Consider the following 25,044-nt stretch of genomic DNA (forward strand, 5'->3'; position numbering starts at 1 on the left):
TCGCGTTCCGGCGTCTACTAGGGACTAACGCGGCCCCCACCCCCGGGAGTTCCGTGTGCCGCCCGCGGACGACGAAAAGGCCCCGGGGAACTCGTCCCCGGGGCCGTGTCGGGCCCTCAGACCCTCAGCTCGAACTTCAGCCCTCGCCGTTCTCCTCGGCGGTGGCGGCGGTCTTCTTGCGACGGGCCAGGAAGGCGGCGGCGGCACCACCGGCGGCGATGGCCGCACCGGCGCCGATCAGACCGACGATCGGCGAACCGGTCTGGGGCAGGGGCTGCGCGGCCTTGGGCGCGGGCTCCTCGTCCTGGTCGCCGTCACGGGCCGGCGGGTTCTGCTCGTCGCCGTCGTCGCCACCGTTGCCGCCACCGTTGCCGCCGTCCGCGACGGTGGCCACGGCCGCGGCGGTGGTGCCCAGGTAGTAGGTGACCTGGAACTCGTCGGCGGCGAACGTCACGTAGAGGTCGGTGACGCCGTCGTTCCAGGTGACGCCGTCCTCTTCGGAGGTGTCCACGTAGTGGTCACCGAAGACCTGGGCGTCGCCGGTGGCGCTGCCCTGGTTCACGGAGTGGTCGACCACGCCGTCCCACGACTGGGTGGTGGTGACGCTCGCACCGGTGACGCTGATGTCGACGATCGGCTCGCCGCTCGCGCTGACGGTGGTGGAGTTCTCCTCGTCCAGCGTGACGACCTCGGTCGACTCGGCGGCCGCGTCGGACTCGGTCGGCTCGGGGGTCTCGACGGGCTCCTCGGTCTCGTCCGCGTCCGCGTCAGCGTCCGGGTCCTCGGTCTCGACGGGCTCCTCGGTCTCGTCCGCGTCAGCGTCCGGGTCCTCGGTCTCGTCGGACTCGTCCGGGTCCACGCTCTCGTCGTCGGCCGGCTCGTCGGACTCGTCCGGGTCGACGGTCTCGTCGTCCTCGTTCTCGTCGTCCTCGTCAGGCACCGGGAGCTCGTCCTCGGGGAGCTCGTTCAGGCACTCCTGGGTGAGCTCGATGCGCGCGCTGTTGATGACCGTGGTGGCGGTCACGCCGTTGGCGCCGACCGTCGCGGTGGTCTCGGCGTCGAGGGAGAAGCAGTCGTCCACCTGGATGAGGCCGCCGGTCGTGCCGGACGCGGAGCCCGACTGGGTGACGTCGGTGGCGGCGGTGGCCTCACCGCCCGAGGCGGTGGCGAAGCCCCAGCCGTAGGTGGTGTCGGCGGCGGCCGGCATGGCGGCGGCCAGGGTGAGGGCGCCGAAGGCCGCGAAGGTGGCGCCGCCCTGCGCGATCCGACGCGCGGAGAAACGGGGACTGATCTTCAAGGTCATCCTCATTCGGATCAATCCAGCCCGTATGGGTGGGGCTGGCCCGGGCGCACTCCACATCCTCGGAACGCGGGGAAGTCCACGAGGTTCAGGAGCGGCTGGCCCAGGGGTTGTCAGGGGGATGACAGGCGCCGTTGAGGGGCCTGTCAACCGGAAGCGAGGACGCGCCGGCCCCAGGACAGTGGGGACTCGTCAACCAAGAGTGGGACGGCGTCCCGCTTCCAGAAAGAACCATAGCGTCAAGGCAAAGTTCGAATCATCCGAAATGTGATGACAAATAGGTAACACTGGCGAATGGATCACGCTAGGCGACCGAACCATTCCCTTCAAGATTTTTTTCGCAATCCTGTCAACCTGGACGCACGACACGCGTCCTTGAGAATGAGGACGCGTGGCGCGAAGGAAGGCCGATCGCGTGCCCCGCAGGTCATCCACCCTCGGATCCGGCGCCTCCGAACCCCGCGGACTCTTGTCCGCGGCCCGGTTCGAGGAAGGCCCCGCCCCGGACAATGGCCGCCGCGGAACGGAACTCCACGCCCCCCGTCAATGGACGCCGGCGCCGGACACCACCCTCCGCTCACGCCCAATTCCGCCGAATTTCACACAATGCGGTGTCAACCGACCGGCCCCGTGGTGCGTCATGCGGCGGGGGCGGGCCCCACCGCGCATGCCCTAGGTTGTGGGCATGCCCGCCTCCGTACCGTCGGGGCCCCGGAGCCGCGCCGCCCGCGCCCTGTCCGTCCTCGCCCTGACCACCACCGTCCTGCTCGCCACCGCGTGCGCGAGCGGGTCCGGTGCCGCGCCCGGGGGCGACCCGACCGCGGCGATCCCGCTGCCCGGTCCCGAGGACGGCGACCAGGGAACCGACGCCGAGCCCGGGGGACCCGGTGACGCCGCGCCGCCGCCGGAGGATCCCGGGACCGACGACGGTGCCCCCGCCGGCGACGGACCGCTCGGCACACGGGTGGTCCTCATCGACCCCGGACACAACGGCGGCAACGCCGAGGCCGTCGACGAGATCAGCGAGCTCGTCTCCGCCGGCCCCGAGCGCAAGGCCTGCGACACCGTGGGCGCCGAGACCGAGGACGGCTACTCCGAGCACGAGTTCAACTGGGACATGGCCCTGCTAGTGAAGGAGCGGCTGGAGGCCGACGGCGCCACGGTCGTCCTCACCCGCGACGACGACGAGGGCGTCGGTCCCTGCATCGACCAGCGCGCCGCGATCGGCAACGAGGCCGGGGCCGACGCCGCCCTGTCCATCCACGCCGACGGCGGCCCCCCGTCGGGCCGGGGCTTCCACGTGATCGCCCCCGGTGAGGTCGACGGGTTCACCGAGGACATCGTGGAGCCCTCGCGCCTGCTCGCCCAGGACCTGCGGCGCGAGTACCTGGAGGGCTCCGAGGTCCCCTACGCCGACTACCTCGCCGAGGACGGCCTGGACGAGCGCACGGATCTGGGCGGACTCAACCTGTCCACCGTGCCCAAGGTGTTCCTGGAGGCGGGGAACCTGCGCAACGAGGAGGACGCCGCGCTCCTGTCCGATCCGCGGTGGCGTGCCTCGGCTGCCGACGCGATCGCGCGCGGGCTGGCCGCCTACCTCATGCGCGAGTGAGGCGGGGACCGGCGACCGTTCCCGGCCACAACCGCCGCCATCCCTGGCGAGCGCGAGGGCTCTCGGCCATAATGCCGTGCATGAACTCCCCCGCCCCCGAGCCCTCCCCCGGGTTCGACATGGTCCTGCGCGGATTCGACCGCCGCCAGGTCGATGACCTCGTCGACCGGGCCAACGTCACCCTGACCGCGCTGACCGGTGTCCCCGCCTACACCCAGGCCGCCGTTCCGGTCCCCGGACTCGCGGCGCACCGTCAGCCGGCGCCGATCACCGCCACCGAACTCCGTGCCGCCGTGCTGGACATGTCCCTGCGGGGGTACGAAAGGAACCAGGTCAGCGAGGTCCTCAGCGATCTCGCCGACCGGATCACCGAAGCCGAATCACGCGGTGACCGGGGATGATCCCCCCGGGAACCGCGTGAACTGCACAATGGGGACCATGCCTCTGACACCGGCGGACATCCGCAACAAGAAGTTCCATACGGTGCGTCTGCGCCCGGGTTACAACGAGGAGGACGTCGACGCCCTGCTCGACCGGATAGAGGCGACGCTCGTCGCCCTGGAGGGCGGTCCCCGCCGGGGCCCCCTCCTCACGGCCGACGACGTGCGCAACTCCAGGTTCCGCACCACCAGGCTCAGCCCGGGGTACCGCGAGGACGAGGTCGACGACTTCCTCGACGTCGTCGTCGCCGACCTGGCCGGGCGCGGACTCGGACGGTCCGCGAGCCCGCCGCTGCCGGGTCGGCCCGGCATGCCCGGTGCCGCCGGGCCGGGCGGACCGATGGGTCAGGGCGGGCCCGCGGGGCCTGGAGGGCCGAGGGGCCAGGGCGGCCCCGTGGGACCTGGAGGGCCGAGGGGTCAGGGCGGGCCGATGGGTCCGGCGGGCCCGACCGCGGGCCCCCAGCACTACCCGGCCGACCCGCGGGGCGCCGGAACGCCGCCGCACCCGGGCCCGGGGCACCAGCGCCCGCCGATGACCCCGCGTGACATCCGCGAGCAGCAGTTCGCGACCACGCGTCTGACCACGGGCTACAACGAGCAGGAGGTCGACGACTTCCTGGACCGGGCCGAGTTCACCCTGGACGTCCTGCTCCAGGGGCGGCCGGAGCGGGCGACGCTGTCCGCCGCCGAGGTGGAACGGGTGCAGTTCGCCACGACCCGGGCCCGCCCGGGCTACGACCCCGCCCAGGTGGACCGGTTCCTGGACGTGCTCGCGGAGGAGCTGCGACGCTACGAGGAGCCCTGATCGAGACGCGGCCTGACACGCCGTCGCCGCACAACACCACCCCCAGGGAAGCGGAACGTAATATTCAGCTACAGAGTGTAGCCGGATCGCCTTGAGCGCGAAACCGCGGCCTGAGGGGAGGCACGATGTCACACGCGATACCCCCGAGGGGCCACGCCGCCTGTTCGACGGCGCACGGCTGCTCCGCGACGCCCGGAAGGGGGACACCCGCGCACGGAGGGTCGGGACCGCGGACGCCGCACCGCCGCACCGACCCCCCACGCCCCCTCGACACCGACGAGGAGGTCCTCCCGGCACCCGCCCATCCGTGGGAGGTGCCGCTGCTGGTCGTGTGCTCGGCGGTGAACGTGCTGATGCTCGCCGCGCTCGCCTGCGCGGTGTGGTCGGTCTCGGGCTCGCCCTGGTGGGCCGCCGGGGTGCCGGCGGCGGTTCCCGTGGGGCTCTGGGCGGTCCGGGGGCTACGCTACGCCCGTGAACGGGCGGAGTCGGTGAAGATCTCGCCCACCCAGTTCCCGGAGGCCTACCGGATGGTGGCCTCGCTCTCCGCCGACATGGGGCTGAGCCGGGCCCCGGAGGCCTACGTACGGGCGGGCGCCGACCACTGGGCGGCGCGGGCGGACGCGGGGGGCCATCGGCTGCACCGGTACCTGGTGCTGCCCAACGACCTGTTCGAGGTCGGCGAGCGGCTGCGCGACCCGGACGCCGTCGCGTTCCTGATCGCGCACCAGCTGGGCCACGTCGCCGCCGGACACACCGGGTTCTGGCGCCGGCTGGCGACCCTGGGCGCCCACCTGGTGCCGGGTCTGGGCGCGGCCCTGTCCCGGACCATGGAGTACACGGCGGACAACCACGCCTTCACGCACTGCCCGCAGGGCGTGCACGCGGTCCGGCTGTACGCCGGGGGCAAGCACTTGTACGCGCGCGTCAACATGGGCGAGATGGCCGACCGCGCCCGCACCGACCGGGGGCTGTCGCTGCTGGTCTACCACCTGCTCAGCCGTCGGCCGAGCAACACCCGCCGGATGGCGGCGCTGCGCGACCGCGCCCGCCGGGGCCGGGTCTTCCTCTGACGGGCGCGCCGCGGCCCGGAGACCGGGTCAGTCCGCGCGACCGGCCCCGCTCCCCAGACCGGGTCGGTCCGCGCCGCGGAAGGACCGCACGAAGTGCGTCACCGTCCGCTGGGCCGCCCGGCCGGCCCGCGCCGGGTCCGGTTCGGTGTCCACGGCCGCCGCGACGGCGGCTCTGACCAGTCTCAGGTCCTGAGCGGTGACGCCCGCCGCGATCCGGCCGCTGTCCCGCGCGCTGACCAGGAGTCGGTGCAGTTCGCCGTCCACGCGCTCGTCCAGGGCCCGCGTCCGGTCGGCGAAGCGCTCCCGGTGGTCCGGCGCGCACACGCGCGTGGCGACCGTCTCGGCGGCGACGACGCGCAGGGCGCGCTCCAACGCCAGATCGGCCGGGACCGTCCGCGCCAGCTCCCTGAAGCACACCGTCAGTTCCGCCGCGGCCTGTTCGGCCAGGTCCGCCACGAGGGCGTCTCGATCGTGGGGGCACGCTGTTCCCGCTCGCCCTGGACCCGCGTCGGCCGATCCGGGCGGCCCTGTGGGTGGTGGCGGGCGGCCTGGACCGGCGCACACGCCTGGGCGCGTTCAGCAACGACCCCTCCCCGGCGGAACTGGAGGAACTGGCCGCGCTGGTGGACACGGGCACGATCGTCCCGGTGGTGAGCGCCGTGCTGGAGATGGACGACATCGCCCGGGCCCACCGCATGCTCGAACGCGGCGGGGTGCGGGGCAAGATCGTCGTCACGCCGTGAGGCCGCGTCGGGAGGCGGGCCCGTGCGCGGGGTCGGCGCGAGGGCACGAAGCCGGTCGAGGGACCGGAGCCGGCACGGGGACACGCCGAGGCGGGACCCGCTCCCCCGTGGGGAGCGGCTCTAGGGTGTTGGAACCCGGCCGGGCGTCGGCGGGACTTGACGGAGTCGAACACACGTTCGATAAACTGTGCGAGTGAGTCTCCTGAACGAACAGATCGACGTCCGCTCCACCCACGGTGGGAACCCCGCCCAGTTCACCTGGCGCGGCCACACGTTCCGGGTCCGCCGGGTCATCGGCGACTGGCCCGCGCGCGCCGAGTCGCCCGGCGTGCCCGCGACGCAGGTCCATCTGCTCCGTGTCTCGGCGGAGTCGGAGGCGGGGCACCCGAGCATCATCGACATCACCAGGGACGCCGCGTCCGACACCTGGACCATGCGGCGTCAGTGGCACTGACCGGGCACCCGCCGGTCCGCTCCACCCGTCCGGCCCGCGCGGCACACCGCGCGGGCCGTTCCCGTGCGCTCGGAGCCCGGGCGGCGGTCGGCCTGGCAGCAGTCGGCCGGGCAGCAGTCGGCATGGCAGCGGTCGGCCGGGCCAAGGTCACATGACGAGGAAGGGCTCGATCCGGTTCTCACGCGCGTGGCGGATGCGCTCCAGGATGCGCCCTGGCATCTCCGGGAGGTCGTCCGGGGCGAACCACCGCGCGTCCAGGGACTCGTCGCCGACCGGGCCGGCGCTGCCGCCCACCGGGCGGCAGCGGAAGGCCAGGTCGAGCATCTGCACGCGGTCGCCGTTGGGGTAGGTGAAGGGGTCCGCCGACACCACGCTGACGAGGCGCTCCACCTCGGCCTTGACGCCGGTCTCCTCCCACACCTCGCGGACCACGGCCTGGGCGGGCTGCTCGCCCGGCTCCAGGATCCCGCCCGGTGTGCACCAGCGGCCGTCGTCGGTGCGCTGGTGCAGCAGGACGTGGCCGTCGTCGTTCAACAGCACGCCCGTCACCCCCACGAGCGGCAGCGGGTCGTGACCGACGCGGCGGCGGAGTTCGAGGATGAAGTCTGGGACGGGCATGCCCAGAAGGCTAGGGCATGTTCGCCCGGGCGGACCACCCGCTGGTCACGGACACGCGGGCCGCCGTCCGCACGTCGGCGCACTCGACTGGGGGCGCCCCCGCGCGGAGCCTCGCTCAGGTCGCCGCGTGGCCTGCCCCGCGGCACTCGGCGTGCTCGTGCGCCAGCACCGACATCAGGACCGTGTCGTGCCACTCGCCGTCCCAGCGCAGGTGCGAGCGCCAGACGCCCTCTCGGACGAAACCCGACCTGGCGTAGGACTTCTGCGCGTTGACGTTGAACGCGAACACCTGGAGGGCGACCCGGTGCAGCCCCGCCGTCCCGAACGCGTAGTCGAGGACGAGGTCGGTGGCCTCGGTGCCGTACCCCCGGCCGGTCAGCGCCATGTCCCGCAACGTGATCCGGTAGTCCGCCACGGCGTTGTCCGGGTCCAGGTCGATGAGCGCGCACTCCCCCACCACGGTGCCGCCCTCGCGTTCGAGGATCGCCCAGTCGGCGCGGTCGTGCTGGTCCGGACGCGACGCGAACCACTCGCGCAGGAGCTGCGGGGTGAACCGCTGATGGGTGCCGGTGAGCTTGCGCACCACCGGGTCCATGTCGACGTAGTCGTCCACGAGGTCCGCGCCGTTCTCGCCGTCGAGGGGTTCGAGGCGGACGCGGTCGCCGGTGAGGACGGATTGTGTGCGGAACACGTCGGAGGGCACCATGCCGGGATCCAACCAGGGGTCTCCCCACGCGGGCAACCGGTTTTCCGTGCGCCCTGTACGATCCGGGCACAGCGCCCGGTGCGCCTCGGCGGGGAGGAAAGAGGGGGAACCGTGTCGACGGGTTCGGTGAGTTTCCAGACGGTCCGCGAGACCAACCTGGGTGTGGTGCTCCGTACGGTGCGCGCCATGGCGCCCTGCTCACGCGCCTCGGTCGCCTCGGACACGGGGCTGAACAAGACCACCGTCTCCAGCCTGGTCTCCGACCTGATCTCCCGGGGACTGGTGCGCGAGACCGGAGTGACCGCCGAGCACCGCGTGGGGCGCCCCGGCGTGATGCTGGCCCTGGACGACTCCTCGGTGGCGGCGATCGGCGTGGAGGTGAACGTCGACTACCTGTCGGTGGTCGCCGTCGACCTCCTCACCCACGACCTCCTCATCCGTCACGTGCCCTTCGACGCGCGCTCGGCCGGCCCCGACGAGTGCGTCCGCCAGATCGCCGCGACGGTCCGGGAGACCATGGACGGCCCGGAGCTGCGCGGGCGGACCGTGGTCGGGGCGAGCCTGGCCGTGCCGGGACTCATCGACACCGCCACCGGGACGGTCCGGCGCGCCCCCAACCTCGGCTGGGTCGAGGTACCCCTGCGGGAGCGGGTCCGCGCCCTGCTCCCCGACCCCGCCCTGCCCGTGCAAGTGGACAACGACGCCAACCTCGGCGCGCTCGCCGAGTACCTCACCGGGTCCTTCGCCCGCACCCCCGACCTGGTCTACGTGACGGGTGAGATCGGCATCGGCGCGGGCCTGGTGACCGGCGGCGAGCTCCTGCGCGGGGCCGGCGGTTTCGCCGGGGAGATCGGGCACGTGCCGCTGGCCGGGGACGGGCCCGCCTGCGCGTGCGGTCGGCGCGGCTGCCTGGAGGCCCTGGCCGGGATCGATCCGATCCTGCGCGAGGCCGTGCCCGACCGCGTCCCCGACCGCGTCCTCTCGGCGAGCGACATCACCGCGCTCGTGGCGGTCGCGGTCGAGCGCGCCGCGGAGGGCGACGCCACCGCGGTGGAGGCCTTCGAGCGGGCCGGGACGTGGCTGGGCCGGGGCGTGGCGATGCTGGCCAACGTGGTCAACCCCCAGGTGGTCGTCCTCGGGGGCTACTTCGTGCCGATGGGCCCGTGGCTGCTGCCGAACTGCCGGGCGACGGCCTCGGCGCACGCGTTCGCGCCCGACGCCGGCGGCTGCCGTGTGGAGCTGTCGTCCCTGGGACTGAGCGCGGCGGCCCGGGGCGGGGCGGCGGCGATGGTCCACGCCCTGGAGGCGGGACTCCTGCCGCTGCCCGCGCCCCGGGTCCGCGCCGGGTAGCGACCTAGGGCGTGTTCTTTGCAGCGTTCCGGGCGAGCTCATCCGAAAGCCTGCAGAAAAACACGGCTTAGGGCGTGTATGACGGACACTCACCCTGCTGCGCGACGCCCCAGCGGCACCCTCACTGCGTTCTCATCAGTCAACAGCCACACCAGGATGCTTCCTTCTTCGGCCTTGCGAGGCCACCACTGGAACGCCGCTCGCGACGGGCGGCATCCGTCATACACGCCCTAGCCCCGATCGAAGGCGAACGAGGCCACCGCCGGCCCCTCGCCCTCGCCGTCGCCTTCGAGGACCAGGTAGAGGTCGCGGACACCGCTCGCCCCGACCACCTGGGCCCTGACCTCGGTGAACGCGAACCGGTCGCCCGCGGCGGGCACGGCGAACGTCGCCGCCACCGGCCCCTTCTCCGGGTCGTCCAGACGCAGCCGCACCACGCACTCCCGGTCGGCGTTGACCACGAGCCGACCCTCCGCGGCGCCCTCCGCGAGGTCCACCCCGTGGTAGCCCGCCCACGCGGTGCCGCCGGCGGCGCGCACCGCGTCACCGCGCTCGCGGGTGACCGGGCACAGGCGCACGGCGCGGGCGTCGTCGTAGCCCGCGGCCTCCCACGCGCGTGCGAAGGCGTCGCGCGGCGGGATCGCCTCGCCCGGCACCTCCAGTGGAGCGCTCGCGCGCACGTCCGTGGCCGACCGGCCCACGAGCACCTCGCGCGGCGCGTCCTCCACGACGAACCGGTCCCGGGTGGTGTCCCACAGCGCCAGTTCCTCGACGTCGAACCCGACCACGGCCGTGCGCGACTCACCCGGCTCCACGCTCAGCCGCGCGAAACCGCGCAGGGCCCGCAGCGGCACCCGCACGCGTGACTCCAGCTGGCGGGTGTACACCTGCACGACCTCCTCGGCCGTCCGCGGCCCGGCGTTGGCGACCTCGACCTCCACCGTCACCCGGCCGCCGTCCACCCGGACCACCGGTTCCCCGTACTCGACACTCGTGTAGCCGAGCCCGTGCCCGAACGGGTAGAGCGGGTCACCCTCGAAGTACAGGTAGGTGCCGCGCGCGGTGATGACGTCGTAGTCGAGCAGGTCCGGCAGGTCCTCCGTCGAGCGGTACCAGGTCTGCGTGAGCCGCCCGGCGGGCTCGGCGTCGCCGAACAGCACGTCGGCCAGGGCGTGCCCGTACTCCTGCCCGCCGTGCGCGGACCACAGGACGGCGGGCACGTGCTCGTCGGCCCACGTCACGGCGAACGGGCAACCGCTGCTCAGCACGAGGACCGTGGCCGGGTTGGCCCCGTGCACGGCCCGCAGTACCCGTTCCTGCGCCTCGGGCAGCTCCAGGTCGGCGCGGTCCTCGGTCTCGCGTCCGTTCACCATCGGGTGGTCGCCCGCGACCACGATCGCCACGTCGGCGGTGGAGGCCACCCGCGCGGCCTCCTCGGCGCCCGAGCCGACTCCGTGCACGAAGAACGGGGCCGCCGCGTCGGCGTCGTCGGTCAGGCGCAGGACCAGGTCGTCGCCGACCATGACCCGGCGGCCGGTGTGGATCTGGACCAGGACGACGTGCCCGGCACCGCTTTCCTCCAACCGGAAGGTCTGGCGGACCTCCCACGTGCCGGGCCCCGGGGCGTCGCACACCAGGGTGGCGTCGGGCCCCTCGTTCACGTACCGGCCCGTCCGCGCCGAGCGCAGCGCGAAGGCGCCGCCGCCCCAGTCCAGGAGGTCGAACGCGGCTCCGGGCAGGCGCGTGAGGGCGGTCGCGCCCCCCTCGTCCGAACCCAGCGCGCCGGTGCTCTCCAGCCGCAGCGGCCCCCCGTCCTCGGGGGCGGCGACGGCCCCGTGGCCGAAGGTGGTGAGCGCGATCCGGTCGGCTCCCTCGCAGAAGACGGTCTCCACGCGTGCGGCGATCCCCTCGCGCGCGGTCACCTTGTAGGGCAGGGTGCCGCTGTACCAGTCCTCCAGCAGGGTGTCGCCGAGCTGGCCGATCACCGCCACGCGGCGCACGTCGCGCAGCGGCAGGATCCCGTCGTTGCGCAGCAAGGTGATCGACCGCGTGGCCGCCTCGCGGGCGAGCGCGCGCTGCTCGGGGGTGTCGACGGCGCCGCTCGCGACGGGCGAGGGTCCGGTGTCGAACTCCCCGAGCCGCACACGCACGGACAGGGCGTGGCGGACCGCCCGGTCGATGTCGGCCTCCGCCAGCAGGCCCCGGTCCAGGGCCTCGCGGACGTGTCCGAGCGTGGCCTCGGTCCGCTCGTCGTCCTGGGTGAAGCTGTCGAGCCCGGCGCGGATGGCGTGCGCGTACGCCGTCGGCAGGTCGGGGTGGAAGTGCTGGAGTTCGACGAGGTTGGCGGGCGCGTAGGCGTCGCTGACCACGAGCAGGTCGTCGGGCGCGGCCTCCCGCAGGACCTCGTCGATCAGCGGGCTCAGGTGCGCGGGCCGGCCGTTGACCAGGTTGTAGGACGGCATGACCGCCACCGCCGCCCCCTCGCGCAGGGCGGGCAGGAAGGCGGGCAGTTCGTACTCGCGCAGAACCCGTGGCGGCAGGTCGCTGGAGGTCGTGCACCGGTCGGTCTCGTTGTTGTAGCCGAGGAAGTGCTTGAGGGTGGGCGCGGTGCGCAGACGGGGACCGTCCCCCGCCAGGCCGCGGGCGTAGGCGGTGGCGATGAGCCCGGTGAGCCACGGGTCCTCCGCGTAGCCCTCCTCGTTGCGCCCCCAGCGCGGGTCGCGCAGCGGGTTGACGACCGGCGCCCAGACGTTGCGGCCCGCACCGGCGGGGTCGCGTGCGTGGAAGGCCAGGGTCTCGTCGGCGGTGGCCGCGCCGACCCGTCGGACCAGGTCGGGGTCCCAGGTGGCGGCGAGGCCGACGGCCTGCGGATACACGGTGGCGGGCCCGAGCCAGGCCAGTCCGTGCAGCGCCTCGGTGCCGGTGCGGAAGGCGCCGAGGCCGAGTCGTTCGACGGGGGCCTGGTGCTGGTGGAGCAGCCCGATCTTCTCGTCGAGGGTGAGGGCGTCCAGGAGGTCGCGTACACGCTGCTCGTCCTGGGAGTCCGGTGTAACCGGGTGGGCCATGGGGGGTGTCCGTCTCTGGTTCGATGCGCCGACGCCTCGCCGAATCGAAATCGAAACGCTTCGACTTCGAGCCTACGAGACCTTGTGTGCTAGTTCACAGTGCAGTAATTTGTTTGTCCAAACGGCCAACTAATTCATAGCAAAATGGCCCTTCGATTCCTACCCCCGTGGGCCCCGCGGCCTGATCGACCGAAGGAACGACGCTATGCCCCCCACTCCCCGTAGACCAGTGCCGAGTCGCCGCCGCTTCCTCGGCCTGGTGGGCGCCTCCACCACCGCCGCGTTCGCCGCCGGAGCCCTCGGCGCGTGCAGCTCGAACTCCGGCGGTGGGGGCGGAGGATCCGCCTCGGCCGCCACCTCGCTGGACGACCTGATCCCCACGCACATCCCCTTCGACGGGGTCGCCCCCGACATCGAGGGCCTGCACGGCGCGCCGAGCGGCTTCACCTCGTACCCGGAATCGTTCGTCCGGGCGATGTCGAGCCCGCCCGGGAGCGGCGGCCACTACACCGCCATGACGCCGCTGTGGGGCCCGGTGCCCCCCGGGCTGGGCAACAACTCCTTCTTCGACTACGTCAACGAGCGCATCGGGACGACGGTCGAGTTCAACTTCCAGGACGGCGACACGGTCATCGACAAGATGAACGCGGTCGTCGCCGGGCGCGACGTCGCCGACCTCACGATGTTCCCGGACTGGACGATCAACCTGATCCCCCAGTTCAACCGGGCCGTCGGCGAACTGTTCGAGGACCTCACCCCCCACCTGGCCGGGGACGCGGCCGCCGCCTACCCCCTGCTGGCCAACCTGGAGAGCGACGCCTGGCGCTGGAACGTCTTCAACGAGAAGCTCATGGGCGTCCCGTGGCCCTCCGAGCCCTTCGGCAACTGGGTGCTCATGCGCCGCGACCTGCTGGACGAGTACGGGATCGAGCCGCCCACCTCGCCCGACGAGCTCTTCGAGATCGGCGAGGAGATCAACGACCCCGACAACAACCGGTGGGCGTTCGGCGACTTCAATCTGAGCATGCGCCAGGTCTTCGGCGCGCCCAGGCTGTGGCGCTACGAGAACGGCGAGCTCATCCACATGTTCGAGACCGAGGAATGGCGCGCGAGCATCGAGTACATGCGCCGCATCTACGACGCCGGACTCATGCACCCCGACGTGGTCGCCAAGGCGGACAACTCCAAGGAACTGCTCAACTCTGGGCAGATCGTCTTCAACCAGGACGGACTGGGCGCCTGGAACGAGGCGTACATGCAGATGCTCGGCGACGAGCCCGACTTCCGGCTGGACCTGATGCCGGTCTTCGGCCAGGGCGGCAACGACCCCGTCATGCACAAGTCCGACCCCTCGGGCCAGTCGGTGTTCATCCGCAAGGGCATGGACCCGGAGCAGGTCGAAGAGCTCCTCCAGGTGCTGAACTTCTGCGCCGCGCCGTTCGGCACCCAGGAGTACATGGACTACCGGTACGGGGAGGAGGGCGTGCACCACGAGCGCAACGACGACGGCGCCCCCGAGCTGACCGACCTGGGCAACTCCGAGGTCAACGACGGGTACTACTTCATCAGCGGACGGCCCCCGGCGATCACCGAGAGCCAGTACCCGGACTTCGTCCAGTGGAAGACCGACTGGTACAACCACGCGGCCCAGTACGCCGAGGACGACCCGTTCGCGGGCATCCGCATCCAGCGGCCCGAGCGGTTCTCCGGCGCCGAGACGCCGATGACCGACAAGGTCGAGGACATCATCCGCGGGCGCGAGGACCTCAGCCAGCTCGACCAGGCCATCGAGGACTGGCGGCGCGACGGCGGCGACGAGGGCCGCGAGTTCTACATGGAGGTCCTGCAGGAGCATGGCCGTGACTGACCGGGCCGAATCCTCCGGCGGCACCCAGGCCCCGCCGGCCCCCCGCTCCGCCGCCCCCTCGGCCACCGGTTCCGGTGGCCGGGGCGGGCGCGGGGCGAACGGGGGCCGGGGCGACCGCGCCCCTCGTGGCCCCGGCCGCCGCGGCGCCGGTGCGCCCCGGCCGCGGCGCCGGCCCCTGCGGGCACGGCTGCGCCGCGACTGGCAGCTGCTGCTGATGACGCTGCCCGCGATCGCCCTGCTCGCGGTCTTCCACTACACGCCGACCCTCGGCAACATCATCGCCTTCCAGGACTACAACCCCTGGGACGGTGTGGTCGGCAGCCCGTGGGTGGGACTCAGCCAGTTCGAGCGCCTGTTCACCGACGCCCGGTTCTGGAGCGCGGCGGGCAACACCCTGATGATCGCCTCGATCCAGCTGGTGTTCTTCTTCCCGATCCCCATCGGCCTGGCGATCCTGCTCGACAGCGTCCTCACGCCCCGGCTGCGGCTGCTGCTCCAGAGCATCGTTTACATGCCGCACTTCTTCTCCTGGGTGCTGGTCGTGACCCTGTTCCAGCAGGTGCTCGGCGGTGCGGGGCTCTTCTCCCAGATGCTGCGCCAGAACGGCTACGCGCCGCTGGACATCATGACCAACCCGGACGCGTTCCTGTTCGTGGTCACCTCCCAGATGATCTGGAAGGACGCCGGGTGGGGGACGATCATCTTCCTCGCGGCCCTGGCGGCCATCAACCAGAACCTCTACGAGTCCGCGGCGGTCGACGGGGCGGGCCGGTGGCGCCGGATGTGGCACATCACGCTGCCGGGCCTGCGGCCGGTCATCATCCTGCTGCTGATCCTCAAGCTCGGCGACATCCTCAACGTCGGCTTCGAGCAGTTCTACCTCCAGCGGGACGCGTTCGGCGCGAACGTGTCCGAGGTGCTGGACACCTACATCTACCACCAGACGCTGGTGACGGGGAACTTCAGCGCGGGAGCGGTCGCGGGCCTGGTCAAGGGCATCGTCGGACTGATCCTCATCGTGTTGGCCAACAAGCTGGCCCACAAGATGGGCGAGAACGGAATCTACAGACGCTCATGAGCACACTGTTCGCCGACCGCCCCGTGTGGGCGGAGCGCCCCAGCCTTCCGGCACGCGCCGCGAAGAACACCACGTTGGCGGCCATCTCGGTCGTCATCATCTTCCCGCTGTACATCGTCATCCTGACCAGCCTGTCGCCGGCCTCCGCGGTCAACGACGCGGGCGGCCTGGTCCTGGTGCCCCAGGGCATCTCCTTCCAGGCCTACGCCGACCTCTTCAGCGGCGGCGTGGTCACGCGCGCCGTCCTGGTCAGCCTGGGCGTGACGGCCGTGGGCACGGCGGTGAGCCTGGCGGCGACCATCCTGGCCGCCTACGGGCTGTCCCAGACAGGGTCGCTGTGGCACCGGCCGCTGCTGTTCGCGGTGCTGCTGACGTTCCTGTTCGCACCCGGGATGATCCCGCTGTACCTCCTGGTCAGCAACGTGGGGCTGATCGACAGCTACTGGTCGCTCATCCTGCCGACCGCCGTGAACGCGTTCAACCTCGTGGTCATGAGGGCGTTCTTCATGAACCTGCCGGGCGAGATCAGCGACAGCGCCCGGGTGGACGGCGCGAGCGAGTGGACGATCCTCATCCGCCTGGTGCTGCCGATGTCCAAGGGCGTCACGGCGGTCATCGGGCTGTTCTACGCGGTGGGCTACTGGAACGCCTTCTTCAACGCCATCCTCTACATGAACGACAACGCCAAGTGGCCGCTCCAGCTGATCCTGCGCCAGTACGTGCAGCAGGGGCAGCAGCTGAGCTCGAACTCGGTCGTGGGCGACGCGGTCGCGGGGACCGCGTCCGCGCCCAACCTGGCGATCCAGATGGCCATCGTCGTGGTGGCCCTGGTGCCGGTCACGTTCGTCTACCCGCTGGTGCAGAAGCACTTCACCAAGGGCGTCATCATCGGCGCCGTCAAGGGCTGAGGGCACGGGGCGGGCGGTGGAAGCGCGCCGCCCGCCCGGAGACGACGCCTGGGGACGAAGCCCGCCATCTCGGAGTCGCCGTGCGCGGCGTGACAACGGATACCGACGTGATCACAGGCCCTGCTGGTAGATGTCCTTGCGGTCGCCCACGGTGATCACCCAGACCCATACGATCGGTTGGCCGTCGTCGTCTTTGTCCAGGGTGTAGACCGCCCGATAGTCCCCGACACGGAGTCGCCAACGACCCTGGGGACCCGTCAGAGGCTTGATGTCGAAGCCACCGGTGTCACCATCATCGAGCGCCTGCTGCAGTTCGGACAGTCGGCGCAGGATTCTGACCGCCTCGTTCCGAGGAATCCCGCGCATCCTGCGTTTGGCCGCCGGAGTGAATCGGGTGATGTGCCGAATCACTCCTCCCCCCGAGCGAGATCACGAGCCATCTCCTCCAGAGAGACAGACCCCTCCCGCCCCTCTTCCTCGGCTTCGTCCGCGAGGCGGTTGAGCCACGCGTCCTCGGCCACTCGCTCCGCTTCCAGCAGGCGACGGTAGTCGTCGGCGTCCAGAAGGACAGCCGTGGTTCTGCCCCGTTGAGTGATGAAGGTCGGTGTGTGATCGTGACGCGCGCGGTCGATGGTGTCCGCGAGGTGTCGTCGAACTTCGGACATGGGGGCGGTCACAGGCTCGTTCATACAACCAATGTATCGGATGTACATCCGTTGACGGTTCGCGCGGAGCGGTGGGTCTGGGCGGAGAGCACACCGCCGCCCCGATGGCCGTGGTCATGCTGGCCGCAGGCGCCCTGGCGATCGGTGCGTTCCTGCTCGCCGGGCGGCGGCCCCGGGCGACCTGACCGTCGCTCCGCCCGCGCCCCGGGCGGGCGGAGCGACGCCGCTCATTCCCGCGTGCGCTCCGCGCGGCGTGCGACCCGGGCGCACCACTCACTGGCGGAAGAGCTCTCGGCCGGCAGCACGACGACCGCGCTCACCACGGCCAGGAGGAAGACACCGACGCCCAGATAGCACAGGGCGGCCAGCTGAACGAAGGAGCCGACGCGGATCCACCAGAGCGCCCGCCTGCTCCCGCGGGACAGGAGCACGATGTTCACGACGTCCAACGCGATGGCGGCCACTGGAGCGACGACGAACCACAGGTCCCACCAGCCGCCCAGGCCCAGGCCCGGTTCCGAGGGACGGGGTTCGGACAGCGGCAGGAACAGCGTGCCCAGTGCGACGAGCGGGAGCAGCAGGACCACACGCGCGCCGAGGAGGACTCTGGCGATCTGGAGGGAGGTCGGCAAGGGCTCACGCACGGGCGGGTCCTTCCGTGGGCCGTCCGTTGGTTCCACCAGCGTGTGACTCCCCCACGGCCCCGGCGGTTGCGGCTGGCGGCCAGGCGATTCGAGTCCACCGCCACGCGGCCATGGTCCAGCGACACCATGAGCCCGTCGGACGCAAGGGCGGGCGTGTACTGGTCGGGCCACGTCGATCTGTCCTTCTCCGCACAGCTGCCTCATGGTGCGCTGGAGAGCGGGGGCAGGCCCTGAGGGACCTCCTCGACCAGGTCGAGCGTCACCGGGGTCTGAGGCCCGCGGCCGGACCGGGCCCCGCGGGGATCGGGTCGGACTTCGCGCGCGTCAGGGCGAACCCCGCGCCGGTCGAGCCGAGCTCGGCGGGCCGGACCGGGCCCCGCGCGAGATCAGACCGCCGTACGCAGCAGGGGGATCCGCCGCAGGGCGGCGACCAGGAGCAGGCTGATGGCGGCGGTCGCGATCGCGTACCCGCTCGCCGCGGCCAGCACCAGGACCCCGTCGGGCGTCCCCCCGATGTCGCGCAGTGTGTTGAGCACCATGACGTGCACAAGGTAGACGCCGAAGCTCAGCCCGGACACCGTTCCCACGACCCTGCCGACCAGGCCTGTACCGTGCTCGCCCTCCGCCAGGCGCGATCCCGCGGCACGCAGCAGCAGGAGGGCCCCCACCGACGCGACGACGACCGTCGGGGACAGGTAGCCGTACACGTACTCGGCGCCGCGCCCCCACTCCCCGGTGTACGTGGCGACCGCCCCGGCTCCCGCCGCGGTGGCGGCGGTGCCCAGGACGAACGCCGCGAAGCCGTAGCGGAGGTTGCGCTTCCAGGCGGTGCTGGTCATCAACAGCCACCCCAGCAGGTAGTAGCCCAGGAACGGAAGGAAGCGCGTCGCGGCGGTCACGCCCCCGGCGCCGTCGATCAGTCCCAGCAGCTGGTCGGCGGCGCCCAGGGACAGCGTCAGCCCGGCGAACCACCAGAGACCGGTGCGCGGGGTGTGGGCCACCACCGTCCGCAGGAACGGCGTGAGCAGGTAGAGGCCGGCGATGACGTAGAGGAAGTACAGGTGGATGGAGGGTGAGCCCGACGCGGCCTGGGCCACGGCTCCCGCGGGATCGAGGCCATCGCGCCACCGCTCCCAGACCAGGTAGGCGATGGACCACACGACCAGCGGCACGCCGATCTTGGCCCAGCGCCTGCGGTAGAACGCGCCGGCGTCCTCCTCCCGTGGGCGCAGAAGCAGACCGCCGCTGATCATCACGAACACCGGCACGCACCATCGCAGCGCGGAGTCCACGACGTGCGCGGTCCACCAGGCCGGACCGCCGAGGTCGGCGTGGGCGGTGCTCACCAGCGGCGAGAACGCGTGCACGATCACCACGGCCGCCATCGCGGCGACCCGGGCGAACCCGATCCAGTTGGTCGTCGGCGCGGGAACGGGCGGCGCCGACGGCTGGCGGTTCGCGGTGGTCACATCAAGACGCATCCCCCATCGATACCACTTTGTTATGTATGACTCAAGTCGAGTCCCTCAGGCGACGACTCTCGGAGGTTCGGTATTCCGGTCGATGAGGGCACGGACGGTGAGGGGGCCGCCCGCGGTCCCGGACCAGTCCCAGTACGCGGCGAGGGTGTCGAGCATGCGGAGTCCGTACCCGCCGACCGCGAGGGGTTCGTGGCGGTCCTCGATGCGGGGCACCGGAATCGTCGGGCCGGGCCGGGGCCCGTTGTCGGTGACGGTCAGGACGAAGGCGAAGGGGCGACGTTCGACCACGACGGTCGTGGTGCCGCCGGGGTCGCCGGATCGCGTGTGGCGCTGGGCGTTCGTGACGAGTTCGCTGACGGCGGTGATCAGGGCGAAGGACGCGCTGTCGGTGTCCCGGGCGATCCGGTCGGCCCACCGGCGGGCGAGGCCGACGTGGTGCGGATCCGAGCCGAGGACGATGCCGTGCCGACCGGGTGAGGGGAGGTTCAGTCGCCAGGGCGGTGGAATCACCGATCGGCGGGGGGCGGGAATGCCTTCCGGAGCGGGGCCGGGAAAGGTACGTTCGTTCATGTTCGTGCCTGGTGTACTCGAAGTGACGGGTGCGAGCCACGGTCCGGGGCTGCGGTTTCAGCCGCCGGGCCTCTTGCTCGTCCGACCACCGTGTCACCGGAATGCGATCCCGTTCCACTGATCGGCTCCAACAGCGGAATTACTCCGTAGCCACTGTTGGCGTCCGATGGAAACCTGATAGGTATCGATACATGGTGGATGGCGTGGACCCGGCGGCTCGAAAATTCGGCGCGGAAGTGCGCAGGCTGCGTGAACACGCGGGACTTTCGCAGACGAAGCTCGCGAGACTGCTACCGGCCTCGCAGGCGTCGGTGAGTGATCTTGAGTTGGGAAAGACTCGCGCCAAAAAGGACACCGCAGAACGAATCGACGCCGTGCTTAACAGCGACGGGCGAGTCGTCGCCGCGTGGGAAGCTCAGTACGAGGTCTACGAGCCGCCGGACTGGTACCGCAAACTGCCGACCCTGGAGCTGCGCGCCACCCTGATCCAGCAGTACCATCCGCTGCTGGTACCTGGACTGCTTCAAACGCGGGACTACATGTACGCCTCGATCCGGGCTGGCCGCCGGACCGAGCACCAAGCCGCGGTGAACGCAAAGGTGCAGGAGCGAACGGACCGTCAGTCCATACTGAGCCGGGAAGAGCCGCCGTTCTTCTCGGTCGTACTGGACGAGACCGTCCTCTACCGGCGCCTCGGTAGTCCTGGCACCATGAGGGAGCAGCTTGAGTATCTATGGGAGGTCTCGAAGCGGAGTCGTGTGGAGGTGCTGATCATCCCCGCCTCCACCTGGGACCATCCGGGGCTGGATAACGGATTCATGCTCTTGAAGGTTCCAGACGCCGGAAACCTCCTCTACCTGGAGACCGGATCAGTCGGAGGGGTGGTCATCGACACGGACACCGTGGAAGAGCACATCTCCCGGATGGGGGATCTTCGAGGGTTCGCCCTCCCCCCTGATCAGTCACGGGCGCTGATCAAGAAAGCACAAGGAGAAGTCGAGTGATCACCGTAGGAACGTGGCAGAAGTCCACCTACAGCAAGGCTGAGACCAACTGTGTCGAAGCCCTGCTGACCACACCCTCGTGGCACAAGTCCAGCTACAGCGGCGGTAGTACGGGCAACTGCGTGGAGGTCGCCGAGGGTGTCGCCACGGCGGTGCGGGACACCCAGAACCGCGAGCTCGGGCACCTGGCGTTCGGTGCGGCCGAGTGGACCGCGCTCGTGGACTCCCTCAAGCAGCACCCCTAGAAGCCCCGGCGAACCACCTGTGGCCGCGAGCGATTCCGCTCGCGGCCACACGCGTCCCTTGGTCTTGGGGCTCTCCGCGCTTGCCCTCGCCGTTCCAGGCGAAAACGGTGCCGGCGGCCCTACTGCTCCGGCCGCTGCTCCCGCCGGTCTTCACACCAGAGCCGTAGGAGTTCCAGCGCGTCCCGCGCCTCGGACCGGACATTCCTGGCTTCGGCGACGCTCTCGGCCCGCGCGTTGGCTCGCTTGAGCGCGTCATAGGCCCCCATGAACTCCTCGAACTCCACCATCCCAGCGCCCGCCACGTCCACGGTCGGCACACCGGCCAACTCCTCCCCCAGCCGCGTGATGAGCGCATCCGCTTCACCACGCACACCGGCGGCCTCGACCGCCAGAAACTCCGCCTTCTCCCGTTCCCGTTCCCTCAGCACCGCGCTGTTCCCCCGCCGCCTGCGCTCCTGCTCCCGGTTCTCGCGCAGCCCGGAGAGCGCTCCGAGGAGATCCAGGTACCAGGGCGTCGCGTCATGCCCCCAGAACTCGGGGTCGGCACCGCGTCCCACCCGTGTGGAAAGAAAGGCGACCAGCCCGATCACGGCGACCACGAGGCCTACGACGGCCAGGAGGATCAGCGCGTTGCGGTCCTGAGGGTGGTGCATCCCGGCCACGACCACGTGAGTCCTCTCGTCCGGGCTCGCCCCGTGGCCAGCCTGCTCCGGCGGTGTCCGGCGGCAGGTGCTTCGACGCCGGAACGCCGCCTCCGGTTCCGGCTCCACTCCCTTCGTACAGAAGGGACTCAGGAAGGTAGGGCAAATCAGCCATAATTCGGATGAAATCTCACCATTCCTACCATTCCACAGAGTCCACTCAACACCCGCCACGACCTGGGGATTCCCAAAAATCACGAGCGCCGGAAAAAATACTCACCGGTAAGCTCGCCTTTCACTTCGAACATGCCCTAATGTTCTTGGCAAACACAACAGAACAAGCGGAGGCCCCGCGACGCTAGTTCGCGTCCGAGGCCGTGGCCAGCAATTAGACCCCTTGAAGACAAGGATTGCCGACATGGCTCAGTTTAGCCCTGCCGTCCTCAGCTATGCCATCGCCCTCCTCCGGGCCCTGTTCACTCCCGCGCGCGGGCGCCACTCCGTGGCTGCCCGCCGCCGCCGCTCCACCAGGGTCCGCCGCTACGCGGCCGTCCCCGTTCCTGCGCAGGCCAGCGCTCCTCCGGCATCTCGCCCCTCTCCCCGCCTGGCTCCTCCTCGCGAACGCATCCCGGCCGAAGACGTCGCCCTCGTGCGCGGCTACTACCGGGCCTTCGAAAGCGAACGCGACCTCGCCCGTGTCCAGGCCCAGGCCCGCGCACGCCTCGACCGCTGGACGGCGGGCCGCCCGACCGCACCCGGCGACCTGCTCGCACCCGTCCCCCGGCCGCGCCGCGCCCAGTACGAGCGGGTGGCCGTCTGATGCTCGCGATCGCCACCGCACCGCGCCCGACCGTCTTCTGGGAACACCGGACCTACCCGGCCGACCTCGCCCACCTGCGTCAGGTCCGCGCCGACCTCGCCACCGACCTGGCCGGGTTCGACCCCGACCTGGTCGACACGCTCCAACTCGTCACGAGCGAACTCTTCGCCAACTCCGCCAAGTACACCCGGGCCGAACCCCCGTTCAAGGAGGTCATTCGAGCCCTGTCCATGCCCGACCGTCGCACGTTGCGCGTCTCCCTGAGCGACTGTGGCGGAGGCGGTGGAACTCCCCGTATCCCGACCGAGCGCACCACGGCCGAATGGGACTGGGCGGAGGGCCAGCGCGGCCTCGTCCTGGTCGAGAACGTGTCCACGGCCTGGGGACACTTCCGGCTCGCCCCCTGGGCCGACCTCGGCACCCACGTCTGGGCCGAATTCACCCTCGATCTCGTCCAGACGCCGCCCGACCTGCGTCCCTACGTCTTCACCCGCTGACCGACCAGCATCCGCTCTCGACAGTCAGGACCCCCGCGTGCCCACCCGCGACCATGAGATCCCGCTGCGGATCATCCAGAACCAACCCGCCGTAGCGCCCGTCCTGCTGCGCGAACTCGGCTACGACGTCCCCTGGCATACCGAGGCGGTCAATACGAGCCCAGTGATGACCAACTGCGACCCAAAGGAACTCAACAGCGACGGCGCGGTCCTGCTGCGTGACGGCGGCAGGAACGTTCTGGCGATCGTGGTCGAACGCCAGATCGGCCGCGACTACGACAAGCGCTACAGCTGGCCCGCCTACCTCACCACACTGCGGCTACGGCTCCAATGCCCCGCAATACTCATGGTTCTGTGCCCGAACGAGGCCATCGCTCGCTGGTGCGCCACCCCGATTTCCATCGGACACCCGGGATTCGACCTGACACCTCTCACGATCGGCCCGTCCGAGATGCCGGTGATCGTGATCCCGGCGCAGGCACGAGCGATCCCCGAGGTCTCGGTCTTCTCGGCCCGTGCCCACGGAAACACCGAACCGCGCACCCTGGAGGCTTTCGTGGAGGCGCTGGACGCCACCTCCGAGAAGCACCGCCTGTTTTACTATGACTACGTCCTGGCCGGTCTCAACGAGGCCGCCCGGAAGGAGCTGGAGGGCTTGATGTCCGTGGAAACTTACGAATGGCAGAGTGACTTCGCCAAGAAGTACGTCGGCATGGGCCGGGAAGAGGGCCGCGAAGAGGGTCGCGCGGCTGAGGCGGCCCGGAACGTGATCGCGGTACTCCAGGCACGCGGGTTCGCTGTCTCCGACGAAGAGCGGTCCAGGATCACCAGCTGCACCGACTTGGCAACCCTGGAGAAGTGGGTGCCCAAGGCTGTCACCATCGAGCGGCCAGCAGACCTCTTCGACTGAGCACCGACGCATGACCGGCCGGCCCCGGGCGGGCTGCCCTGACCCGGGCCGCGACCCGGGTCAGGGCAGGATCTTGATCGCGCTGGACCACTCCAGGCCGAGCCGGTCCTGCATGGTCATCACCAGGAACTGAAACGCCTCCAGCTCCCGGGCGCGGCGCAGCACACCGGCGTCCAGGGGCCGCAGACCGCCGTCGCGGACCAGTCCAGCGACCGTCTCCTTGGCGCCGTCGTCATCGGAGGCGAGGAACACGTCGAGTGGTCGGCCGTCCACCTGGCCGGCCACGAGCGTGCTCGCGAAGGTCGTGTTGAACGCCTTGACCAGGCGGGCCCCAGGATTCTCGGCCGCGATCTCCTCGGCCGCCGAGACCCCGGGCGGAACGACGAGGGAGTCGAAGGTCGTGTAGTCCACCGGGTTGGAGATGTCCACCACGACCGGGTGGGTCTGCGGAAGCTGTTGGATCACCTCGCGTCCGGCGGGGTAGGGCACGGCCAAAACGATCACGGCCGCGCCTGTGGCGCCCTCGTCGAGGTTCGATCCCCCCGTCGCCGTGCCTCCCGTCTCGTCCGCCAGCTCCCGCGCCAGGTTCACGGCCTTGGCCGCCGTCCGGTCGACCAAGCGCACCTCGTGCCCACCGGCCAGCGCCCGGGTCGCGATGCCACGGGCCATGTTCCCGGCGCCGACGATCGTGACGATCATCGTCCTCCCCCTCGGTTCGGCTGTCCTGCGTTCCCCGCCTCCAGGTTCCTGCCAGGGAGGCCGCACGTGGGGGACTGACGCGCGCAACAGCCTGACCTTGGCCGATGGATGACCGGAGGCCGCGCTTGACCCTCCTCGATACTCGATCTCGCGACACACGAAAATCTCCATCGGCCGCAGTAGACATCTCGCGGAGGCCCTGCTAGATTTCCTGTCGTAGCCGCAGAGATCAACAGCAGGACCACCGGATACGCCGGTGGAGAGCAGGACCGGCATCCCGCTGGCACAGGGGGTTCCGGAGCAGGAAAGTAGGACGCGGTAGGGCTCGACCGGCGCGCATCGCAGTACGGCGTCGGGAGCCGGTAACACCGCAGCAGTACAGAAGGACCGGAGTCCCGCTGGCACAGGGGATTCCGCAGCAGGAAAGTAGGACCGGCATCCCGCCAGCACAGGGGATACCGGAGCAGCAAAGAAGGACGCGGTAAGGCTCGACCGGCGCGCATCGCAGTACGGCGTCGGGAGCCGGTAACACCGCAGTGCAGGACCGGAGTCCCGCTAGGACAGGGAACACCGGAGCAGTACAGAAGGACCGGCATCCCGCCAGCACCGGGGATACCGGAGCAGCAAAGAAGGACGCGGTAGGGCTCGACCGGCGTGCATGGCAGTACGGCGTCGGGAGCCGGTAACACCGCAGTGCAGGACCGGAGTCCCGCTAGGACAGGGAACACCGGAGCAGTACAGAAGGACCGGCATCCCGCCAGCACCGGGGATACCGGAGCAGCAAAGAAGGACGCGGTAGGGCTCGACCGGCGTGCATGGCAGTACGGCGTCGGGAGCCGGCAGCACCGCAGT

Annotated in this window: 27 protein-coding genes; 15 read left to right on the top strand and 12 right to left on the bottom strand. The window is 70.9% G+C overall.

Annotation, left to right across the window (positions count from 1 at the left end; translation table 11 throughout):
* Window positions 1-136: 136 nt before the first annotated feature.
* Window positions 137-1,297: an LPXTG cell wall anchor domain-containing protein gene (locus DFP74_RS08645; protein ID WP_147453841.1), complete on the bottom strand. Its 1,161-nt coding sequence runs from the start codon at window positions 1,295-1,297 to the stop codon at window positions 137-139.
* A 688-nt stretch (window positions 1,298-1,985) separates the two neighbouring features.
* Between DFP74_RS08645 and DFP74_RS08650 the strand changes: the two genes are divergently transcribed.
* From DFP74_RS08650 to DFP74_RS08665, 4 genes are all read left to right on the top strand, one after another.
* The gene (locus tag DFP74_RS08650; protein ID WP_121181212.1) at window positions 1,986-2,912 is read left to right on the top strand and encodes an N-acetylmuramoyl-L-alanine amidase; all 927 of its coding nucleotides are present in this window, start codon (window positions 1,986-1,988) and stop codon (window positions 2,910-2,912) included.
* Between the two features lie 80 nt (window positions 2,913-2,992).
* Window positions 2,993-3,313 (top strand): hypothetical protein, encoded by a 321-nt coding sequence (locus DFP74_RS08655; RefSeq protein ID WP_121181213.1) that lies wholly within the window; start codon window positions 2,993-2,995, stop codon window positions 3,311-3,313.
* A 28-nt stretch (window positions 3,314-3,341) separates the two neighbouring features.
* The gene (locus DFP74_RS08660) at window positions 3,342-4,157 is read left to right on the top strand and encodes a DivIVA domain-containing protein (protein WP_121181214.1); all 816 of its coding nucleotides are present in this window, start codon (window positions 3,342-3,344) and stop codon (window positions 4,155-4,157) included.
* Between the two features lie 125 nt (window positions 4,158-4,282).
* The gene (locus DFP74_RS08665; protein WP_199725557.1) at window positions 4,283-5,227 is read left to right on the top strand and encodes a M48 family metallopeptidase; all 945 of its coding nucleotides are present in this window, start codon (window positions 4,283-4,285) and stop codon (window positions 5,225-5,227) included.
* Between the two features lie 27 nt (window positions 5,228-5,254).
* Here the strand turns inward: DFP74_RS08665 and DFP74_RS08670 are convergent, their stop codons facing one another.
* A complete protein-coding gene (locus DFP74_RS08670) occupies window positions 5,255-5,683 on the bottom strand; it encodes a hypothetical protein (RefSeq protein ID WP_199725559.1) in 429 nt (142 codons plus the stop codon).
* A gap of 26 nt (window positions 5,684-5,709) precedes the next feature.
* Here DFP74_RS08670 and DFP74_RS08675 point away from each other — a divergent pair, with 26 nt between their 5' ends.
* Together DFP74_RS08675 and DFP74_RS08680 are read left to right on the top strand one after the other, a co-directional pair.
* The gene (locus tag DFP74_RS08675; protein WP_255499702.1) at window positions 5,710-5,970 is read left to right on the top strand and encodes a zinc-binding dehydrogenase; all 261 of its coding nucleotides are present in this window, start codon (window positions 5,710-5,712) and stop codon (window positions 5,968-5,970) included.
* Window positions 5,971-6,163: 193 nt separating this feature from the next.
* Entirely contained in the window at window positions 6,164-6,424 is a 261-nt protein-coding gene (locus tag DFP74_RS08680) for a DUF6504 family protein (RefSeq protein ID WP_121181215.1), read from the top strand.
* Window positions 6,425-6,571: 147 nt separating this feature from the next.
* Here the strand turns inward: DFP74_RS08680 and DFP74_RS08685 are convergent, their stop codons facing one another.
* A complete protein-coding gene (locus tag DFP74_RS08685) occupies window positions 6,572-7,042 on the bottom strand; it encodes an NUDIX domain-containing protein (protein WP_121181216.1) in 471 nt (156 codons plus the stop codon).
* Between the two features lie 115 nt (window positions 7,043-7,157).
* Complete coding sequence (locus tag DFP74_RS08690) at window positions 7,158-7,748, bottom strand: GNAT family N-acetyltransferase (protein WP_121181217.1); 591 nt, start codon at window positions 7,746-7,748, stop codon at window positions 7,158-7,160.
* 111 nt (window positions 7,749-7,859) lie between these two features.
* On the opposite strand from DFP74_RS08690, the gene DFP74_RS08695 reads away from it, so the two are divergent.
* Window positions 7,860-9,098 (top strand): ROK family protein, encoded by a 1,239-nt coding sequence (locus DFP74_RS08695; protein WP_233570878.1) that lies wholly within the window; start codon window positions 7,860-7,862, stop codon window positions 9,096-9,098.
* Window positions 9,099-9,328: 230 nt separating this feature from the next.
* Here DFP74_RS08695 and DFP74_RS08700 read toward each other — a convergent pair whose 3' ends face one another.
* The gene (locus tag DFP74_RS08700; protein WP_121181218.1) at window positions 9,329-12,163 is read right to left on the bottom strand and encodes a glycoside hydrolase family 3 protein; all 2,835 of its coding nucleotides are present in this window, start codon (window positions 12,161-12,163) and stop codon (window positions 9,329-9,331) included.
* Window positions 12,164-12,368: 205 nt separating this feature from the next.
* Here DFP74_RS08700 and DFP74_RS08705 point away from each other — a divergent pair, with 205 nt between their 5' ends.
* The 3 genes from DFP74_RS08705 to DFP74_RS08715 are packed head-to-tail and all read left to right on the top strand — an operon-like array spanning window position 12,369 to window position 16,016.
* Window positions 12,369-14,030 carry an extracellular solute-binding protein gene (locus DFP74_RS08705; RefSeq protein WP_121181219.1) on the top strand — a complete coding sequence of 554 codons (1,662 nt, stop codon included), beginning with the start codon at window positions 12,369-12,371 and terminating at the stop codon, window positions 14,028-14,030.
* Window positions 14,023-15,108 carry a sugar ABC transporter permease gene (locus DFP74_RS08710; RefSeq protein WP_233571319.1) on the top strand — a complete coding sequence of 362 codons (1,086 nt, stop codon included), beginning with the start codon at window positions 14,023-14,025 and terminating at the stop codon, window positions 15,106-15,108. The genes DFP74_RS08705 and DFP74_RS08710 overlap by 8 nt, the downstream gene beginning before the upstream one ends.
* Window positions 15,105-16,016: a carbohydrate ABC transporter permease gene (locus DFP74_RS08715; protein WP_121181220.1), complete on the top strand. Its 912-nt coding sequence runs from the start codon at window positions 15,105-15,107 to the stop codon at window positions 16,014-16,016. The genes DFP74_RS08710 and DFP74_RS08715 overlap by 4 nt, the downstream gene beginning before the upstream one ends.
* Before the next feature lie 111 nt (window positions 16,017-16,127).
* On the opposite strand, the gene DFP74_RS08720 is transcribed toward DFP74_RS08715, so the two are convergent.
* The 5 genes from DFP74_RS08720 to DFP74_RS08740 all read right to left on the bottom strand — a co-directional run bounded on the left by DFP74_RS08720 (window position 16,128) and on the right by DFP74_RS08740 (window position 19,376).
* Window positions 16,128-16,427, bottom strand: coding sequence for a type II toxin-antitoxin system RelE/ParE family toxin (locus DFP74_RS08720; protein ID WP_199725561.1), 300 nt, complete (start codon window positions 16,425-16,427; stop codon window positions 16,128-16,130).
* Entirely contained in the window at window positions 16,424-16,705 is a 282-nt protein-coding gene (locus DFP74_RS08725) for a type II toxin-antitoxin system Phd/YefM family antitoxin (protein ID WP_233570880.1), read from the bottom strand. Before DFP74_RS08725 ends, DFP74_RS08720 begins: the two co-directional genes overlap by 4 nt.
* Before the next feature lie 203 nt (window positions 16,706-16,908).
* Window positions 16,909-17,325 carry a hypothetical protein gene (locus tag DFP74_RS08730; protein WP_121181222.1) on the bottom strand — a complete coding sequence of 139 codons (417 nt, stop codon included), beginning with the start codon at window positions 17,323-17,325 and terminating at the stop codon, window positions 16,909-16,911.
* Window positions 17,326-17,711: 386 nt separating this feature from the next.
* Window positions 17,712-18,806, bottom strand: a complete 1,095-nt coding sequence (locus DFP74_RS08735) for an acyltransferase (RefSeq protein ID WP_121181223.1) — start codon at window positions 18,804-18,806, stop codon at window positions 17,712-17,714.
* A 45-nt stretch (window positions 18,807-18,851) separates the two neighbouring features.
* Complete coding sequence (locus DFP74_RS08740; RefSeq protein WP_121181224.1) at window positions 18,852-19,376, bottom strand: ATP-binding protein; 525 nt, start codon at window positions 19,374-19,376, stop codon at window positions 18,852-18,854.
* A 191-nt stretch (window positions 19,377-19,567) separates the two neighbouring features.
* Here DFP74_RS08740 and DFP74_RS08745 point away from each other — a divergent pair, with 191 nt between their 5' ends.
* Together DFP74_RS08745 and DFP74_RS08750 are read left to right on the top strand one after the other, a co-directional pair.
* Window positions 19,568-20,380, top strand: a complete 813-nt coding sequence (locus DFP74_RS08745) for a helix-turn-helix transcriptional regulator (RefSeq protein WP_121181225.1) — start codon at window positions 19,568-19,570, stop codon at window positions 20,378-20,380.
* The gene (locus tag DFP74_RS08750) at window positions 20,377-20,625 is read left to right on the top strand and encodes a DUF397 domain-containing protein (RefSeq protein WP_121181226.1); all 249 of its coding nucleotides are present in this window, start codon (window positions 20,377-20,379) and stop codon (window positions 20,623-20,625) included. The genes DFP74_RS08745 and DFP74_RS08750 overlap by 4 nt, the downstream gene beginning before the upstream one ends.
* 119 nt (window positions 20,626-20,744) lie before the next feature.
* Here DFP74_RS08750 and DFP74_RS08755 read toward each other — a convergent pair whose 3' ends face one another.
* The gene (locus DFP74_RS08755; protein ID WP_121181227.1) at window positions 20,745-21,293 is read right to left on the bottom strand and encodes a hypothetical protein; all 549 of its coding nucleotides are present in this window, start codon (window positions 21,291-21,293) and stop codon (window positions 20,745-20,747) included.
* Window positions 21,294-21,684: 391 nt separating this feature from the next.
* On the opposite strand from DFP74_RS08755, the gene DFP74_RS33270 reads away from it, so the two are divergent.
* Genes DFP74_RS33270 through DFP74_RS08765 form a run of 3 tightly spaced genes read left to right on the top strand, consistent with a single transcriptional unit; the run spans window position 21,685 to window position 23,493 of the window.
* Window positions 21,685-22,086, top strand: coding sequence for a hypothetical protein (locus DFP74_RS33270; protein WP_147453842.1), 402 nt, complete (start codon window positions 21,685-21,687; stop codon window positions 22,084-22,086).
* Window positions 22,086-22,583 carry an ATP-binding protein gene (locus DFP74_RS08760; RefSeq protein WP_121181228.1) on the top strand — a complete coding sequence of 166 codons (498 nt, stop codon included), beginning with the start codon at window positions 22,086-22,088 and terminating at the stop codon, window positions 22,581-22,583. Before DFP74_RS33270 ends, DFP74_RS08760 begins: the two co-directional genes overlap by 1 nt.
* Before the next feature lie 37 nt (window positions 22,584-22,620).
* A complete protein-coding gene (locus DFP74_RS08765; RefSeq protein WP_121181229.1) occupies window positions 22,621-23,493 on the top strand; it encodes a hypothetical protein in 873 nt (290 codons plus the stop codon).
* 60 nt (window positions 23,494-23,553) lie between these two features.
* On the opposite strand, the gene DFP74_RS08770 is transcribed toward DFP74_RS08765, so the two are convergent.
* A complete protein-coding gene (locus DFP74_RS08770) occupies window positions 23,554-24,192 on the bottom strand; it encodes an NADPH-dependent F420 reductase (RefSeq protein ID WP_121181230.1) in 639 nt (212 codons plus the stop codon).
* Window positions 24,193-25,044 lie beyond the last annotated feature (852 nt).

Source organism: Nocardiopsis sp. Huas11 (assembly GCF_003634495.1).
Classification (GTDB): Bacteria; Actinomycetota; Actinomycetes; order Streptosporangiales; family Streptosporangiaceae; genus Nocardiopsis.

Excerpts from the sequence above, each read along its gene's own strand:
- DFP74_RS08650 (WP_121181212.1), top strand. The coding sequence starts at position 1,986 with ATGCCCGCCTCCGTACCGTCGGGGCCCCGGAGCCGCGCCGCCCGCGCC.
- DFP74_RS08655 (WP_121181213.1), top strand. The coding sequence starts at position 2,993 with ATGAACTCCCCCGCCCCCGAGCCCTCCCCCGGGTTCGACATGGTCCTG.
- DFP74_RS08660 (WP_121181214.1), top strand. The coding sequence starts at position 3,342 with ATGGGGACCATGCCTCTGACACCGGCGGACATCCGCAACAAGAAGTTC.
- DFP74_RS08665 (WP_199725557.1), top strand. The coding sequence starts at position 4,283 with ATGTCACACGCGATACCCCCGAGGGGCCACGCCGCCTGTTCGACGGCG.
- DFP74_RS08685 (WP_121181216.1), bottom strand. The coding sequence starts at position 7,042 with ATGCCCGTCCCAGACTTCATCCTCGAACTCCGCCGCCGCGTCGGTCAC.
- DFP74_RS08690 (WP_121181217.1), bottom strand. The coding sequence starts at position 7,748 with ATGGTGCCCTCCGACGTGTTCCGCACACAATCCGTCCTCACCGGCGAC.
- DFP74_RS08700 (WP_121181218.1), bottom strand. The coding sequence starts at position 12,163 with ATGGCCCACCCGGTTACACCGGACTCCCAGGACGAGCAGCGTGTACGC.
- DFP74_RS08705 (WP_121181219.1), top strand. The coding sequence starts at position 12,369 with ATGCCCCCCACTCCCCGTAGACCAGTGCCGAGTCGCCGCCGCTTCCTC.
- DFP74_RS08715 (WP_121181220.1), top strand. The coding sequence starts at position 15,105 with ATGAGCACACTGTTCGCCGACCGCCCCGTGTGGGCGGAGCGCCCCAGC.
- DFP74_RS08725 (WP_233570880.1), bottom strand. The coding sequence starts at position 16,705 with ATGAACGAGCCTGTGACCGCCCCCATGTCCGAAGTTCGACGACACCTC.
- DFP74_RS08735 (WP_121181223.1), bottom strand. The coding sequence starts at position 18,806 with ATGCGTCTTGATGTGACCACCGCGAACCGCCAGCCGTCGGCGCCGCCC.
- DFP74_RS08740 (WP_121181224.1), bottom strand. The coding sequence starts at position 19,376 with ATGAACGAACGTACCTTTCCCGGCCCCGCTCCGGAAGGCATTCCCGCC.
- DFP74_RS08745 (WP_121181225.1), top strand. The coding sequence starts at position 19,568 with ATGGTGGATGGCGTGGACCCGGCGGCTCGAAAATTCGGCGCGGAAGTG.
- DFP74_RS33270 (WP_147453842.1), top strand. The coding sequence starts at position 21,685 with ATGGCTCAGTTTAGCCCTGCCGTCCTCAGCTATGCCATCGCCCTCCTC.
- DFP74_RS08760 (WP_121181228.1), top strand. The coding sequence starts at position 22,086 with ATGCTCGCGATCGCCACCGCACCGCGCCCGACCGTCTTCTGGGAACAC.
- DFP74_RS08770 (WP_121181230.1), bottom strand. The coding sequence starts at position 24,192 with ATGATCGTCACGATCGTCGGCGCCGGGAACATGGCCCGTGGCATCGCG.